Source organism: Aeromonas sp. 1HA1 (genome assembly GCF_029237385.1).
Taxonomy (GTDB): domain Bacteria; phylum Pseudomonadota; class Gammaproteobacteria; order Enterobacterales; family Aeromonadaceae; genus Aeromonas; species Aeromonas popoffii.
On record NZ_JAACGC010000085.1, the window covers coordinates 1 to 15,374 of the forward strand.

12 protein-coding genes are annotated in these 15,374 nt (G+C 54.9%); all 12 read right to left on the reverse strand.

Annotated features, from left to right (window positions below; all coding sequences use genetic code 11):
- Nucleotides 1-356 precede the first annotated feature (356 nt).
- Nucleotides 357-1,787, reverse strand: coding sequence for a PTS glucose transporter subunit IIBC (gene ptsG, locus GWQ22_RS18815; protein WP_275931261.1), 1,431 nt, complete (start codon nucleotides 1,785-1,787; stop codon nucleotides 357-359).
- 433 nt (nucleotides 1,788-2,220) lie between these two features.
- A complete protein-coding gene (locus GWQ22_RS18820) occupies nucleotides 2,221-3,090 on the reverse strand; it encodes a MalM family protein (RefSeq protein ID WP_258224772.1) in 870 nt (289 codons plus the stop codon).
- A gap of 181 nt (nucleotides 3,091-3,271) precedes the next feature.
- On the reverse strand, nucleotides 3,272-4,546 hold the full coding sequence (locus GWQ22_RS18825; protein ID WP_275931262.1) for a maltoporin: 1,275 nt from the start codon (nucleotides 4,544-4,546) through the stop codon (nucleotides 3,272-3,274).
- A 727-nt stretch (nucleotides 4,547-5,273) separates the two neighbouring features.
- Nucleotides 5,274-5,714 carry a flavodoxin gene (locus tag GWQ22_RS18830; RefSeq protein ID WP_042038134.1) on the reverse strand — a complete coding sequence of 147 codons (441 nt, stop codon included), beginning with the start codon at nucleotides 5,712-5,714 and terminating at the stop codon, nucleotides 5,274-5,276.
- A 90-nt stretch (nucleotides 5,715-5,804) separates the two neighbouring features.
- Complete coding sequence (gene truC, locus GWQ22_RS18835) at nucleotides 5,805-6,545, reverse strand: tRNA pseudouridine(65) synthase TruC (RefSeq protein ID WP_042038132.1); 741 nt, start codon at nucleotides 6,543-6,545, stop codon at nucleotides 5,805-5,807.
- A gap of 70 nt (nucleotides 6,546-6,615) precedes the next feature.
- Nucleotides 6,616-6,951: a YqcC family protein gene (locus GWQ22_RS18840; protein WP_275931263.1), complete on the reverse strand. Its 336-nt coding sequence runs from the start codon at nucleotides 6,949-6,951 to the stop codon at nucleotides 6,616-6,618.
- 318 nt (nucleotides 6,952-7,269) lie between these two features.
- The gene (locus GWQ22_RS18845) at nucleotides 7,270-8,637 is read right to left on the reverse strand and encodes an SEL1-like repeat protein (RefSeq protein WP_275931264.1); all 1,368 of its coding nucleotides are present in this window, start codon (nucleotides 8,635-8,637) and stop codon (nucleotides 7,270-7,272) included.
- 120 nt (nucleotides 8,638-8,757) lie between these two features.
- A complete protein-coding gene (locus GWQ22_RS18850; protein ID WP_275931265.1) occupies nucleotides 8,758-9,486 on the reverse strand; it encodes a hypothetical protein in 729 nt (242 codons plus the stop codon).
- A 69-nt stretch (nucleotides 9,487-9,555) separates the two neighbouring features.
- Complete coding sequence (locus GWQ22_RS18855; protein WP_275931266.1) at nucleotides 9,556-10,275, reverse strand: hypothetical protein; 720 nt, start codon at nucleotides 10,273-10,275, stop codon at nucleotides 9,556-9,558.
- Between the two features lies 1 nt (nucleotide 10,276).
- Complete coding sequence (locus GWQ22_RS18860; protein WP_275931267.1) at nucleotides 10,277-13,309, reverse strand: toxin VasX; 3,033 nt, start codon at nucleotides 13,307-13,309, stop codon at nucleotides 10,277-10,279.
- Nucleotides 13,310-14,146, reverse strand: a complete 837-nt coding sequence (locus GWQ22_RS18865) for a DUF4123 domain-containing protein (protein ID WP_275931268.1) — start codon at nucleotides 14,144-14,146, stop codon at nucleotides 13,310-13,312.
- Nucleotides 14,146-15,374: type VI secretion system tip protein TssI/VgrG (tssI, locus tag GWQ22_RS18870; RefSeq protein ID WP_275931269.1), on the reverse strand; the 1,229-nt coding region annotated here is incomplete at its 5' end. The genes GWQ22_RS18865 and tssI, both read right to left, overlap by 1 nt.

Here is a 15,374-nt window from a genome sequence, read left to right on the forward strand (position 1 = left end):
GGCCAGTTTGTATTGCCAGCCCGAAGGGAGCGAAGTTACCCCCGCTGCGTGAAGCCAAGGCCACAGAAGTATGGAGTTAAAAAAACCAATAAAAACAATGCCAGTCAGGCTTAACTGACTGGCATTAGCCAAAGTGGCGCTCTTTTTATTGGCAGGCTTTATCTACTGATGACTCTCGATAAGGTGAGATAAGCATGCCACCTTATGAACAGGGCCGACTGTTCCACAGCGCCACTTGGGCAACCCCATACCTGCCACGACCCGACTCACGTCGACTCGCACTATCCCGGACCACACATAGAAAGAGGGAGGCTTTCGCCTCCCTCTTCAAACACGCAGATATTTAGGCAACAGGATTAGTTGCTCTTAATCCAGATGTCCATGTCGGTTTTCAGGTTGTCGGACTTGGTACCGAAGATGGCTTGTACGCCGGAACCAGACACGACCACACCGGCAGCCCCCAGTTTCTTCAGACCAGCCTGGTCAACCTTGGCCACATCGTTCACACCAACCCGCAGACGGGTGATGCAGGCATCCAGAGAAGCGATATTCTCTTTACCACCGAAGGCGGCAACCAGAGCAGCAGACATCCCGTCCTTGCTTTGGCTAACGGTCTCTTCCGCAGTCTCGTCTTCACGGCCCGGGGTTTTCAGGTTCATGGCACGGATAACGAAGCTGAACACCACGTAGTAGATGACCGCGTAGACCAGACCCAGACCTACCAGCAGCAGCATGTTTTCGGCACGGGGTGATTGCACCACGAAGTCGATGAAGCCGTTGGAGAAGGTATGACCGTGTACCACGCCCAGGGAGTTGGTCAGCACATAGGCCAGACCAGCCAGTACGGCGTGAATCGCGTACAGCACAGGAGCGATAAACAGGAAGGAGAACTCGATCGGCTCGGTGATACCGGTCAGGAAAGAGGTCAGGGCGGCAGAGGCCATGATACCAACGATCTTGGCGCGGTTTTCCGGCTTGGCAGCGTGAGCGATAGCAAACGCAGCAGCAGGCAGACCGAACATCTTGAACAGGTAGCCACCAGCCAGCTGACCGAAGCCGTTACCGGCAGCGCGGGAAGCGTCATCAGCAGTCAGGAAGCAGGTCATGATACCGTGAACCGTTTCACCGGCAGCGTTAACACAGGTACCTGCCTGATAGAAGAAAGGCACGTTCCAGATGTGGTGCAGACCGAACGGGATCAGTGAGCGCTCAACCACGCCGTAGATACCGAAAGCCAGTACCGGGTTCTGGTTGGCAGCCCAGTCAGAGAAGGCACCGATGGCAGCGCCAACTGGCGGCCAAATTACCGACAGGATCACACCCAGGCCGATAGAGACGAAACCTGTGATGATGGGGACGGCACGCTTGCCCGCGAAGAAGCCCAGATACTCTGGTAGCTGGATCTTGTAGAAACGGTTGAACGCCCAGGCGGCGACACCACCGGCGAGGATACCGCCCAGGACACCGGTGTCGATCTTGTCAACACCCATCACTGGCGCCATCACAGACAGGGTGGCGGTCATGATACCGTAGCCAACGATGGCTGACAGACCAGAAACACCGTCGTTATTGGTAAAGCCGAGGGCCACACCGACGGCGAACAGCAGGGCCATCTGACCGAATACCGAGCCACCGGCCTGTTCCATCAAATGGGAAACAATTTCTGGCAACCAGCTGAAGTTTGCAGCACCGACGCCGAGCAGGATACCTGCTACTGGCAATACGGAGACGGGCAACATCAGCGATTTACCAACCTTTTGCAGATTAGAAAACGCATTTTTCATCATGAGTGTATGCTCCTGAATGGATTATCTTCCCGTAAACGCTTCAGTCCAATTGATAGACGATCACGAGCATCATCTTCATCGGCATGAATTCGATTGGGGGGTTGTTTATTTTGACCAGATGAATATAACCCAGTAGATCGGAAATTTCTTCGTTCAGGCGCAAGGGAATAAAGAATTTGGAGGGGAGATCACAAGATAATTCTGAGGGGGAATTCGAAAGAATTGAAGATATAATTCGGCACTTTCATGCTACGCCATTAATATGAAAAGTGCTGTTTCGCATTGTATTTTAACCAATCATAACAATACCAAAAGAAACATCTTGTAACCAAATGTAACTTATTGCTGTTTTTCTATTTTAGTCTACCGATTAAAAAGGCCTCCAACAAGGGAGGCCTCAAATAAATATTATTCTATAAAGACTGGGCAATATTCAGCCTTTTTGCGAACGCTTGACCGCGTCAATAAAGATGGATTTCGCCTTGGTTGAACCGGCACGCTCGGCCTCATTGACCAGTTGCATCGCCTTGTCGATATCGCCGGCTTTTACCGCTTTCTCGATTTGGGACTGATAGAAGGCTTCGGTCTCGGTCAGCATGGGTGCCACACTTTTGGCAACCCCAGTAGTGGCCAGTGGCACCACCAGTTTATTAGGCGAAGAGTTGACCACCGGCGTATTGGCATCAATCACATCCTGATAGATAGGCTTGTAATAGTTGCTGTCTGTCTTTACGCCACTCAAGTCTTCCACAGATATGCTGACAACGCCCCAGGGAGAGTGCGGAATGACAGGATCCTTCTCTCCGTAGTCAACCACCCCCAGTGACCTGGTCATCAGCTTGGAGGGACTAAAAATGGTCGTTGTCTTATCCAGAGTGCCATGGTCGGTATAGATCACCATATAGCTCTCATTGTTCGGGTTGCCGACATAGGAGCGATCAACGGTAAACACCGCTGCTATTCGATCCCCCTGCAGCATCCGCGCCGGCTCATACTTGAACACATCGCTGCCTAACTTGCGGGTCACATTAAATTTGGCATCAAGCATCAAGACTGTCGGGTTGAACAGTGATTTATCAATTAATCCATCGACTGTGATACGTAGATCACCAGAGTTTACGGGTAAACGGAAGGCTAAAAAATAGCTTTTCCCTTCACTGAAATTGTAAACCGGAGAGCTGCCATTGATTGGGATCAACTTGGTCGAACCAAGATGGAGATCCTGAAAAGGCAGGCTGGAGACATCGCGACAGCAGCTACTAACCGTAGCCAATTGGTCCATCGCAACCTCGCGATTTTCCATAATAGACTTGAACTCTTGAGTCGGGGCTACGTTCGTTTCCAACGCAGCACATCCCCCCAGGGCAACAGAGCAGAATACAGTCAAAGCTAATCTGGAATATCTCATTGCGTGACCCTACGAAACGTGTTGTAAAAAAGAGCCCCCGTCATGCGGGGGCGCTTGTAATCATGTCATGAACAGCTTACCACCAGGCTTCGGCTTGAACACCGAAAGTCCAAGCGTCATCCTGTTTCACGCCATTGGAATCCGGACGGAACTGTCCATCAGCATCCAAATAGGAAGCGTAAACACGGATTTCCGGACGGGCCCAGAAACCAGAACCGGCGGACCAAGCTTGTGCCAGGGTATACTTCTTACCGATATCACTGCTTTCGGTACCGTTGTGCGGCTTATTGCTATCGTGGTGGTAACCAAGCTCAGCAATGGTCTTCATTGTATCGTTCCATTTGTACATCGGACGAACGACTACAGAGAAGGTTTCCTTGTCAGCGCTGTTATTCTCGATGTCACTGGCAGTCCCGTAGACCAGCTGGTGACCAACTTCGACTTTATCACCCACTGGCAGCACGCCCCAGTTGATGAAACGCCAGCCGTCGCCCTTGGCGGCAGCTTGGCTCAAGCCACTACCAGAACCGCTACCATATTCAACCGCCTGAGCGGCATAACCATCAGCAAAGTACTGAACAACGGTTTTGTTGAAGCCACCCAGCATGGATTGGGTCAACTCTGCGGTCACCATGTGACCATTTCTCTCGAATTCCTTGTCACCCAGAACGGACTTCTGCTCATCGGTCAGATTGCCACGGGCGTAGTTATAACCCAACTCCAGAGAACCATCTTTCCACAGCGGGATGCCTGCATAACGCAGGTCCAGCACGTCAGTGTTAACGCGCTCGTCTACACCAACCCCGCCAACAAACTTGTCGTAATCTTCCCACGGGTCGTTACGCAGCCATGCAAAAGAGAGCTTGCCCGGACCAGCTTGGATATTTTCTACGCCAGCACCGGCACCAGACACATCCCAGTAATAGAAATCAGTGATGTGGATGTCGTGACGTTGGTAGTAACGCTTACCGGCCCACAGGGTAGATTCTGGGGCAAAGCCCAAAACACCTTTGGCTTGAACGTTGAATTGACGCAGAGCAAAGTCGGCATCGTCGCCGCCTGTGCTTTCCCAGTCACGTCCTTGCTGACCAGAAACCATTGCAAACATGGAGTCTACGTAGAAGGACTTGCCATCCTTGTTGTAGGCCTCATGGCCCAGCTGTACTTCGCCGTAGGTCTCGGCTTCGTTGCCCAGACGACCTACTTTCTGTTTGGCGTAAGTTTGCAGGCTGCCGTTGTCGGAAGTACCGACACCAGAGCGCATATAGCCGTGGAAATCAACCGCGAAGGCGGCTTGGGAAGCCAGGGCTGCGGTTACTGCTGCAGCGATCGGAAGCCACTTTGCTTTCATTTTCATTTTCCTTATTCCCGCTGAGAGGAGTGTGATCCTGATATTCAAGTTCTTATCACCATAAAAACGCTTAGGTGATAACCGGGGTCGATTATAGGTAGCCAATTTCGTGACAAACATGAGCTGATTCACAGAATGGCGACAAACCACCCGGAACATGCCAGAGAGGGTTTAATAGGATGCCAAAAGCAAAAACCAAGCAACAACTCACCATTAATTATAAAAAAATGAAAACAATAAAGCCATGGAAACGATACCAACCATTAATTCGCTTCAATTATTAAGATGAAAATACCCAAATCAATGACAAAAACATGACTGAAATCGCTTTCAATGCGGAACTTTTAATTTTCTTGCATGTCTGTCATGACAGAAATACATGCTCGGCCAAGCGAAGGGATGCTAGAAAAATAGCCGGATAAAAGGCGAAAAATATGGTCAGTTGAGGCTTGTCTGTCCCGGGAATAAACATCCCCCGTGGTCAAACCAACAGGGGACATATAAAGAATACAAGGAGGGGAAAGCTCAGAGTGAGAGCATGAGTTATTTAAATGTTAATTTAATTATATTAAACCAACACCCTGTTCAGTTTTAAGCACATCAGGTGTGTTATTTTTGTACAAGCTCGCTATGTTCATGTATGAAAAATCTGCCTAACACTGGCTTTCCTACCTGCTTTATCATCTGATTGAACGAAAAAACGGCTCATGCTCTCGCTCTGGGGAAACTAGAGCGTATTTTCCCAGCCGGTTAGCCAGGCCAGCGCCACTTTTTCCGGTTCATCGTCGACGGTGGCATCTATCTCCAGACGGGGTAACAAAACCCTTGCTCCCAACTCCTGCAACAAGCCGTCCAACTGACGGCCAGCCCCACAAAAGTGCTCATAGCTGCTATCGCCCAGAGCGATGAGCGCATAGCGCCACCCTTTCATATAGGGAGCCCGGTCGGCCAGGGCGGCGGCGAAGGGTTGCAGATTGGGCGGAATATCGCCCTGCCCTGTGGTGGCAGTGATCACCAGCAGAAAGCGGGAGGGATCCAGGTCTTCCAGCACTGCCTCATCGAAGATTTGGCACTCATGTCCGGCCTGCTGCAACTGCGCAGCCAGCGTCTCGGCAACCAGCATGGCCGCGCCATAAACGGTTCCAACCACTATATCTATCTGAGCCATAACAGATTCCTTTGACTGACGTGGCGTTACAGCATGCCACAACCCGGTCGAAGGCAACACCCTGCCGCAAGTGAGCAAGCCAGGGGAAGATCAGTAGTCACTCTCGCTGGCGGGCCAACCCAGCTCGGCAAACAGTTGCAATACGTCTGGCCCCAGCGGCGCCTGGATCCGCATCGGGACTTTGAGGATCGGGTGCTCGAAACTGAGTCTGCGGGCCACCAGCAGCAGGCGTTCACACCCCAGCTGCTCGCGAAAGAAGCGGTTGTGGCGGCCATCGCCATGGCTGGTATCCCCGACGATGGGGTGGAACAGATGAGCCAGATGGCGGCGCAGCTGATGCTTGCGACCGGTTTTTGGGAACAGCTTGACCAGGCTATAACGACTGGTGGGGTGCTTCTTGGAAACCGCATGGGGCAACTCGACCTGGTGCAGGCGACGAAACGCGGTGACCGCCTCCTGGGCCGGGCGATCCGGGGAGCTCATGGCATCGGCTATCTTGTCCAGCTGCTCCTTGAGGGGGTAATCGATCACCCCCTGCTCCGGGGCCCAGCCCCGCACCAGCGCCAAATACTCCTTGTGCACCCGACGGGCGGCAAACGCCTCGGTCAGGGTACGGGCCACCGCAGGATCCAGTGCAAACAACAGTACGCCGGAGGTAGGGCGGTCGAGGCGGTGCACGGGATAGACGTGGCGACCACCGATGAGATCCCGGGTCATCTGCATGGCGAAGCGGGTCTCGGCCTTGTCGAGCCAGCTGCGGTGCACCAGCAGGCCCGACGGCTTGTTGACCGCCACCAGCCAGTCATCCTGATAGAGCAGGGTCAGTTTCATGGTGCCATCACCCCGCCACCCGACAGGGACGCGCCAGCCAACATCTGCGTTTGATCGCGCAGAGTCAGGCTCATTTTTCCACCACCTTACCGGTCAGCAGCAGATCGAAGCGACCGATGAGGCGCAGCAGGCTCGCCATTTCGGCCAGCTCGTTCTTGTAGACTTCGCTCGCCATGGGATAGAGGGAAACGCTAGTGGGCAGCGGCGCTTGCAGCATGACCAGCTGCTCCATGCGCGGGATCAGCACAAATTGCAGCCACTGATCGAAGCTCAGGGTATCGACACAAAACGGCAGCTCGCTCGCCAGGGCCTCTTCAACCGGATGCTCATCTTGCCAGCGCTCCAGCCGCTGCAACTCGGCGGTGAGTTCACCCAACAGGCCGGCTACCAGCAAATATTGATTCATCTCGTCGTCCTCTTGCTCATGACCACATACCGGTCAGCCTACCCTGTAAAACAGACACTGGCTGGCCGAGCTCATCAAAAAAGGGCGCTACTATACACCGTCCCCCTCCCCCTCTGCCATGTTCCATTGACAAGCGGGACGCAGAGCCAAGCTATGCAGGTGATCTTGCTGAACGCGCCTTGGCGCATACAGTGCAGAACAAGGTGAAAGCAGCGGACCATCGAACGGATCTGCCAGAACCACGTCGGTCCATGATGGATTCATGGGCTCGAACAAGCAGGAAGCGCTCATCGGGCCGCGTCCTGCTATGTTCTTTTTTTAGCTTTTCCTCACCGTTGATGACATCTTGCCAAACCAGTGCTCCGACAGTTTTTGAGCCTGTTTGACTTCCGGTTTGGTCATCGCGGCCTCCAGCTCGTCACGGGCCTGCATGGCTTCAGGCATCCCTTCGGTGGCGGCCAAGGAGAGCCAGGCATAGGCATGTATCCGGTTGCGCGGTGCCCCCAGACCTTTCTCACGCAGCGTCCCCATCCGGTATTGGGCCATGCGGTCACCTTGCTGGGCTGCCAAGCGATACTGCTTGAGAGCCAGCGTGTAATCCTCTTTGCCACCTTGGCCCAAACGCAGCATTTCACCGTAGGCGTATTGCGCTGCCGTGTGGCCCTGTTGAGCGGCCTTGGCATAACTGGCTCTGGCTTGCTCCAAAGCCCCTTGGTCCTGCTGTAACTCCGCCAGCTCAAACCACGCCTTGGTTACGCCACCGTCAGCGGCCAGCGTTAACCAGTGGGCCTGCTGCTCCCGGTCTACCTGCAGCAAGCTCAGTTGGTACTCGGCTTCGTGGGAGCCGTGTCCGGCTGCCAGCTCCAGCCAATAGCGCCCCAAAGCGGGATCTGCGGGGACTTGCTCCCCTGCCAGATATGCCATCCCTAGCCAGAGCTCAGCCTCGGCAGAGCCCGCAGTGGCGGCGCGCTGATAGGCAGCGAAAGCATTAGAAGGAAGCGCCTGTTTAGCTTGCAGCAACAAGGCGTCCGGTTGCTGTTGGGCAGCGGCTTTATCATTCCAGCGCTGGGCAATATCCGGCCGTTTGGCAACCCCTTTGCCCATTTCATAGCGCTGACCCAGCAGGTACTGGGCATCACGGTTGCCCAGTTCTGCCGCTTTTTCTAACCATTTGACGGCATCAGCATCAGCCCCCGGTTGTTTGCTGTACCACAGTGCCAGGACTAACTGCGCTTCGGCATGATCCCGCTTGGCGGCCTGCTCGAACCAGTCGAGGCATTCACTCACCAGCTTGCCTTGATGCTGCTCCTGGCACATCACGCCCAGTCGATAGCTGGCATGGGTGTTGCCAAGCCGCGCAGAGCGTTGCCACCACTGGGTAGCAAGCGCCGGATTTTTGGGCTCACCGAGCCCAGCCTGATACCAGTCACCCACTTGCCACGCAGCGTTGGCGCGGATCTGCTGATCAGCGGCCAAAGGGCCTGACTGCTCAGCCGCTTGCTGCATCCAGTGCATGGCATTGGGGTAATCAGGTTGGGCCGCCAGACGTTTGGCCAGCTCGTATTGAGCCTTGCCATTGCCCTGAGTAGCGGCTTGGGATAACTCGGCGTCAGTGCGTGACGCAGTGGAAGAACAGGCGGTTATCATGCTGGCTGCTAGCGCCAGCCATAAGGCTCGATATGTCATAAAAATTTGGGTTCGCAGAGTGAAAAAGGGGCGAATAAAACAGGCGCTGTTGCAAATTTCACCGTTATTGGTAGATCAAAGAGGCAGAGACGTTGAATTGCGCCCTATCTGCCCCATGGATTAATAACCGAACTCTTTGCGCGACTCGGCCTCGGTAATTTGATAGTCAGGGAGTGAGCGGGCTAAATCATTTAGCACTCGTTCATAATCTTCCTTGTGTGTTAAAACAATGCCGTACTGTCCTGTCGCTCTTGGCATCTCCTTAATTTCTATCCCATAGATATCCCTAAATATGGAAATTTCACCATAGCCTTTGAACTGGCAGCCAATATGAAACACTCTTGGTTTCATATTGGTGATTTTAAAGGCCAGAAATGCACCAGCACCGGCACCGGCGAGGGCCAGCGGCCCGACCAAGCCCACTGCGATAATGCTGCCCACAATCAACAAACCACCAATTCCGCGTGCAATGGTGTAAGCCATCTCCGGGATCTTGTCCTGCTGGGTGTAGTAAATCCCCTTGGCGGTCATTCGGTAGTGATAGAGCTTATTGGGTAAATAAAGAAAGCGGACTTGAAACGCTGTTAACACACTCAAAAAAAGAAAAATCCACATCGAATCGCGAGCGTTTGACTGCTCCTCAAATAAAAAAATGGATAGACTGATAACTAAAAAAAAGCCACTAGCGATCCCTGTGATTAACCACACTAACCGCTGTTGATGTTCAATCTCCCACTCATACAAGGTTGGCTCTTTTTGCAACTCAAGGTACTGCTCGCTGTAATCGTGGTTGGCGCCATCAGCCTCTGCACTCTCTGCGTTCTGCTTGTGCTCTGTGGTGTCACTCATCTTATTTCAACTCTTTACTTGGCCTCTGAACAGGCAGAGAGGCTGCATCAATACAACCTCTCAACCTGTTCACCCTCTGAATTCCCGATACGTAAAGACTTCTCTTTCATTATGATTCGGGGTGAACTGTCTGGCTATTTGGTAAACATTATCAAAATCACCGGCATTGCAGTTAATCACTATGTGATTAATTAATTTAAAGGGTGAGCTTTCAATAATAAACGCATTATCTTTTCTATACGACTTCAATGTGCCTTCTGCAGTATAAAACGCACCTAAATATTTTTTCTCTGGCTTCATATTGGTGATTTTAAAGGCCAGAAAGGCACCAGCACCAGCACCAGCCAGTGCCAGCGGGCCAACCAAGCCGACCGCGATGATGCTGCCCACAATCAACAAGCCACCAATCCCGCGTGCAATGGAGTAAGCCACTTCCGGGATCTTGTCCTGCTGGGTGTAGTAAATCCCCTTGGCAGTCATTCGGTAGTGATAGAGCTGATTGGGGTCAGTTAAATACCGACTGTAAAAAACAGATATAACCCCAAAGATCAAAAAAAACCAAAGTGAAGACCACGCATTATGACTATTGCCATTGATGAAAGTCACTAATGCAATAAGCCAAAACACGCCCCCCATTAACAGTGACGATGACCATGCTGCTCGCGGCGTATGATCAATCTGCCACTCATATAAGACCGGCTCCTTTTGCAGCTCAAGGTACTGCTCGCTGTAGTAGTGGTTGACGCCATCAGCCTCTGCGTTCTGCGGCTGTTCTGTTGTTTCACTCATGTTATTGCAACCCTATGATGGTGCCTTTCACTGGCAGCTTGATATCAGATTCTGCGGTCAATATCACCCCTCGACTGAAGGTTCCTCTGGCCACAAAGCGCAGTGCTTCTCCGCTCAGGCTCTCATGACTCGGGTAGATAATACAGACCACCAGCTCATCGACATCGGTCAGCCACACCTTGCCCATATCCAGCACCAGCAGGTTATGGGTTGCGCTAGCAACACGAACATCGAGCGCTTCGGGCCCTCCCAGCCCGCCCGCCATGGCAGCTTCCCGATGCAGGGTACTTGGCACCTTAAAGCGGCGTACCGCCAATTCGATGGCAACAGTGTTGATATAACCGGGTAACCCGATCTCAAGCTGCCGGCCCTTGAGGCTGACAGTGGGTTGACTGCTAAGTCGCTCATACTGCGTCAGCTCGTATACCGGGTTCCAGCCTGCCGGTTCGGTACCCCAGGTGGATTGCAACAGCCAACGTTCGACAGGCAGGCGGCTATAGCGAGCCAGTATCACGGTAGCGGCCAGATAGAGCAGGCTGCCGATACCGATAGCGGCAACCATCCAGGGAGCCCAGATTGCACCGAGTGATGCTCCACGTCCCAACAGCATAAGGGATCGCCCCATAGCGCCACCTTGCGCCACTAAACCGCCCAACTTTAACCAGTAACCAAATTGCTCCATATCAGCATTGGTATTATCCCCGGTCTTTTGCCATGTCTCCCACGCCTCCAGCCCCGCCGCCAGCAGCCCCAGCCCGGTCATCCAGCCGGTGGTGAGCGCAAAGCGGCGTGCCAAGGCCGGATTTTCCATTGCCAATTCTGAAACTGTTTTTCCAAGCAGCTCTTTTGGCACCACCACCTGCCCCTGCTTGATGGCGACCATGGCGCTGCCGGTCCAGGCAGCGGTGTAGGCTAGGTTGCGACTCAGCTCCCGCTGTGCGGCAGGGTTGCCCTGCAGTTTGCGCGCGTTTTCGTCATACCCTTGCAGTGCCACCGTCAGGTTGGCGATGTTGAGCAGGGCCGCCAGCCCGCCAAAGTTGCCCCACCCTTGCCATACCTTGGCGGCCGCTTGTGCCCCTCTGGCACCTTGCCGCTGCAAGGTGAGGTAGCTGGCCATTCTGCGCTCAAACTCCTGCTGCAGGCCACCTTCCTGCACAAACAGACGGGGCCATTTCAGTTGCGACCACTCGGCGCCTGCCGCCTTCATCCGGCCAAGGTGGCCCTCTGTTATCTTGCCGTTTGTTGCCGCCAACTTGCCAAGCAGGTTGCCCTGCACCTGGTCCACAAAAGCTTGACTCTCTGCCACAAATGCGGGGTTGATGCGCACCTGCTGGCCGGTGTGAATGGATTCCAGCACCACCAGGCTCAGGGTGCGACCGAGTTTTTCACCGCTGAGCAAATGCGGATGCAGCAACTCACTGAGCTGTTGCCATGGCTTGATGGCCACCCCGGCGATGGCCCCTTTGAGGGCGCTCATGGTCGCCTTGGCGCCCTCATGCAGCCCGCCAAGCAGCTTGCTATTGCTCAGAAGATCGTTATTGGCTATCGCTTCCATCGCCGCCAGTGCATTGGCGACACCGGTGATATTGCCCACCGCGAGCCAGTCAGGGTTTTTCTCGAGCTCTTTTTTGACCTCGATATCAAAGCCGTAGTGTGCCAGTGCTGGCAGCGCCCCCTTTTTCAATGCCTTGGTCAACTGTTCACCCCGTTTGGTGTCTGGGGCAAAAAACAGGCTAAAGAGCCACTGACCACTGCTGGCCAGCAGGAGGGTCTGGGCATCCTCGGTCTGGCTATCGAGCCCCAACAGCAAAGGGGTGGTCGGTAAGGCTTGCAATAGCTGCAGGGCATCGTCATAGCTGGCCAGCCAGCGCGGGCGCAGGGCATCCACCCCTTGCGCGTATTGTTGGATAATCCCTTCCAGCCCAGACCAGTTCACTTCGTCATCAAAGCGCACCCCTGGCCAGCTGGCCCACTGGTCGGGGTTGAGGCCCAGCTGCTTGAGCTGGGCATGCTGCGCCATCAGGCGCTGCTCGGCACCGAAGTCTATGTAGTGATGGCCACTGCCTTGACGCTCCTTGTAGTCATGCTTGGCAACCAGATAGGAGTGCAACTGCTTCTTGAGCTTGAAGGTCGCCAGACGGTCGCCCCTGGCTGACGCAGGCAGGCTGCCCTCATCGAGCGGGGGCAGGGCCAGCATCTCGGTGATACCGGCCATGGTCCAGCGGTGACGGGTATCGTCGTCATTAAAGGGATGTTCATAGCGAAGGATAATGTCGCACAGCCGTATCGTCACATCGTGCATATCCGAGACAAGGTCGTCGAGTGCAACGACCAGAGCACTTTTCAAATCCGGCATACCCGCCTTGCTGGCATCCGGTGAGCCTGCAGGTTTGTCGTGCCACAGCTTGCCGGGTTCAACCCCCTCGGGGGCCTTGAGGGGGGCACAGCTATCGACGAATCCCTCGTTGGGCAAGCCCATGTCGGCTACGTGAGTAGAGAGCAAATCCAATAATCCCGCATGCTCGCCCCCCATCTTGCGGGCCAACGAGAGCAGATTGAACGAGCGCATCCCTTGGCTGCGCAGGCGGCTCTCTTTGCGATACTCCTTTTTCAGCCGCTCGGTCCAGCGCTGATGGGAGAAGGCTATCGAGACCGTGAGATTGGCCGGATAGAGCAGATGGCCCTTGCTCCCCTTGCTTTTGTGGATAAATTGGCTGCCCTTGACCTCGTACTCATCGAGTTCACTGGTTGTTTTATCAATGTCGTAATAAACATAGAGCCAGCCATCACGCAGTTGACGCAGGGTGTAGGGGTTAGCCTTGAGCGACAGGGGGCCCTTGAAGTCTTTGGCTGGCAGGGGATGAGGCTGTGTGGCTGATGCCTCAACGACCTCATCCAGGGCATAACGCACCGGCACCAGGGCAATATCTTTGTCACAGAAAGAGCAGGGGCTGGCTGGGCTTTTACAATCTTTATTGCTGGTCGCCATGGCTGCCTGAGTGGCGCCATGCTTGGGTTGGTTTATTTGGCCCATTTAGCTTAACTCCTGTGGTAATGCGTGCTGCTCTGCCCAGTTGGCCGCCAGCTCCACACGTTGTGACGGGGTTTGTGCCGAGGGAGAGGTTAGATACTTGGTCAGGGTCGGATAGTCATCGCCCTCCCACCATCCATCGCCGACAAATCCCAGCACATTGAAAAACAGCAGCAGGTCGCGCTCGGTCTGAAATCCCAGTTGATAAGCCTGTTTGGCCCAGCGGGCAATCCACGCCTGCGGGTCACTCTGTGCAGACAACCGGGCTGGAAACCACGCCTGCATGTGGCGATAAGTCGCATCCAACTGGTTTTGCCAGCTCACTTCACCAAGCCGGGCCCACTGTGGCTCGGTCAGCCTGCACCTGTCGCCCATCGGCTCGGCAAGCGTCTCTTTGACCTGCCAATGGTGCCAACCCGCACGAGTCGGCAACCAGACTTGTGCTATCCCCTGCCAAAACCAGGGGTCCGCATCCACCATCAGGCATGCCATGGTTTCCGGGGCCGCCAGCTTGAGCAGAATACGGCTGCCATAGGGGCTTTCGACCTCGATGAGCTGGCGTAACTGGTCAGCCAGCGGCAATAACGTCAAATGCGAGGCGAGCAGCCATCCCGTATTGGCGGGCAGCTGCTGAAACCAGCTGAGCAACGGCTCACTGGCCTCAACCAGACAGGGGGATACCTCGCGCAAGCTATCCCAAGGGGAATAGAGATAAAGAGGTTGGTAAGCCGGGCTATCGATTACCTCAAACAGTTGCCTTTCCAGCTCGGGGAGGTGTCCGCCATCGAGCAACAGATAAAGACGCTCACCATTAGCCAACGCGAGCTCTGGCAAGACCATTACTTGCCCTCCTTGGCCAACTGCTCACAAATTTCACAGACGGGTTCAGCGGATTTGAGGGTGGCCATCTGACGGATGGGGTCCACCGGTGGCGGTGGTGGCACCACCTCGACATCATCAGGTTGTATCGGCATCTGCCCGCCCCAGCCCGAGCCAGAACCCGCACTCCCGCCAGAGTTCATCTTGATGGAGCCGCCAGAGAGGGTGACACCACCGGCATCAATCTTCACAAAGCTGCCGCCGACTTTCAGGGTCAGTTCGGCCCCGGCCTCCATCACGATTTTCATGCCTGCCTTGTGGTGCACTTCGCTGCCAGCATCAACCAGCAGTGACTGCCCCAGTTTCTGGTGCATGGAAGCATCGACCGTCAGCGAATAGTCGGCTTTGATGTGGTCGCGCTTCTCGCCCTCCACCGTCAGGTGGTCGTTGGCCTTGATGCGGGTCACCCGCTCATTGTCGATGTCTGTGTGTTGGTCATGCTTGATGTGCCAAGCAGCGTCGTTCTCTATCAGCACATTCAGGTCTTTCTGACCGTGGATGTAAACCTCTTCCTGCCCCGCCTGGTCTTCAAAACGCAGCTCGTTAAAACCTTCCCCCTGGTGGGTCTCGGTGCGCAGCACGGTGCGCGTCTTGTTGGCGGGCAGCTCGTAAGGGGGGCGGTTGGTGGCATGGAAGGTGCGCCCCGTCACGATGGGCTGGTCAGGGTCGCCTTCCAGAAATGAGACGATAACTTCGTGGCCGATGCGCGGGATCGCCATCATGCCGTATTGGCCACCGGCCCAACCCTGACTCACCCGCACCCAGCAGGAGCTCTGGTCGTTGGAACTGCCGTAGCGGTCCCACGGGAATTGCAGTTTTACCCGGCCATGCTCGTCGCAGTAAATCTCCTCCCCCTCGGGGCCAACCACGCTGGCGATTTGCGGGCCGTCCACCATGGGTTTGTTAGGCGCCTCGGGGCTGCCGATGCGGGCGCGCCAGGTGGTGCTCGCTTTGACCACGCCAAATTCGTTGTGGTAGACAGTCGGGCCGCTGCCGCCCTCTTCCTCCAGCGCCTGTGGCTGTTCACCGGTGTGGCGGATATGAACAATTTGCCAGTCGGTATTGAGGCTGCCGTTGGGGTGTTCGGTCAGCGAGAAACTTTGCCCCGGCAAGAGGGCTGCGCTGTTGGACTTGCCACTGCCGCTGACCGCGTCATTGCGCAGCGCATCGAGCCGGTGCTGGGCAAACG

Coding starts and splice junctions, on each gene's coding strand:
- ptsG (WP_275931261.1), bottom strand. CDS start 1,787: ATGATGAAAAATGCGTTTTCTAATCTGCAAAAGGTTGGTAAATCGCTG.
- GWQ22_RS18820 (WP_258224772.1), bottom strand. CDS start 3,090: ATGGAAAATCGCGAGGTTGCGATGGACCAATTGGCTACGGTTAGTAGC.
- GWQ22_RS18825 (WP_275931262.1), bottom strand. CDS start 4,546: ATGAAAGCAAAGTGGCTTCCGATCGCTGCAGCAGTAACCGCAGCCCTG.
- GWQ22_RS18830 (WP_042038134.1), bottom strand. CDS start 5,714: ATGGCTCAGATAGATATAGTGGTTGGAACCGTTTATGGCGCGGCCATG.
- truC (WP_042038132.1), bottom strand. CDS start 6,545: ATGAAACTGACCCTGCTCTATCAGGATGACTGGCTGGTGGCGGTCAAC.
- GWQ22_RS18840 (WP_275931263.1), bottom strand. CDS start 6,951: ATGAATCAATATTTGCTGGTAGCCGGCCTGTTGGGTGAACTCACCGCC.
- GWQ22_RS18845 (WP_275931264.1), bottom strand. CDS start 8,637: ATGACATATCGAGCCTTATGGCTGGCGCTAGCAGCCAGCATGATAACC.
- GWQ22_RS18850 (WP_275931265.1), bottom strand. CDS start 9,486: ATGAGTGACACCACAGAGCACAAGCAGAACGCAGAGAGTGCAGAGGCT.
- GWQ22_RS18855 (WP_275931266.1), bottom strand. CDS start 10,275: ATGAGTGAAACAACAGAACAGCCGCAGAACGCAGAGGCTGATGGCGTC.
- GWQ22_RS18860 (WP_275931267.1), bottom strand. CDS start 13,309: ATGGGCCAAATAAACCAACCCAAGCATGGCGCCACTCAGGCAGCCATG.
- GWQ22_RS18865 (WP_275931268.1), bottom strand. CDS start 14,146: ATGGTCTTGCCAGAGCTCGCGTTGGCTAATGGTGAGCGTCTTTATCTG.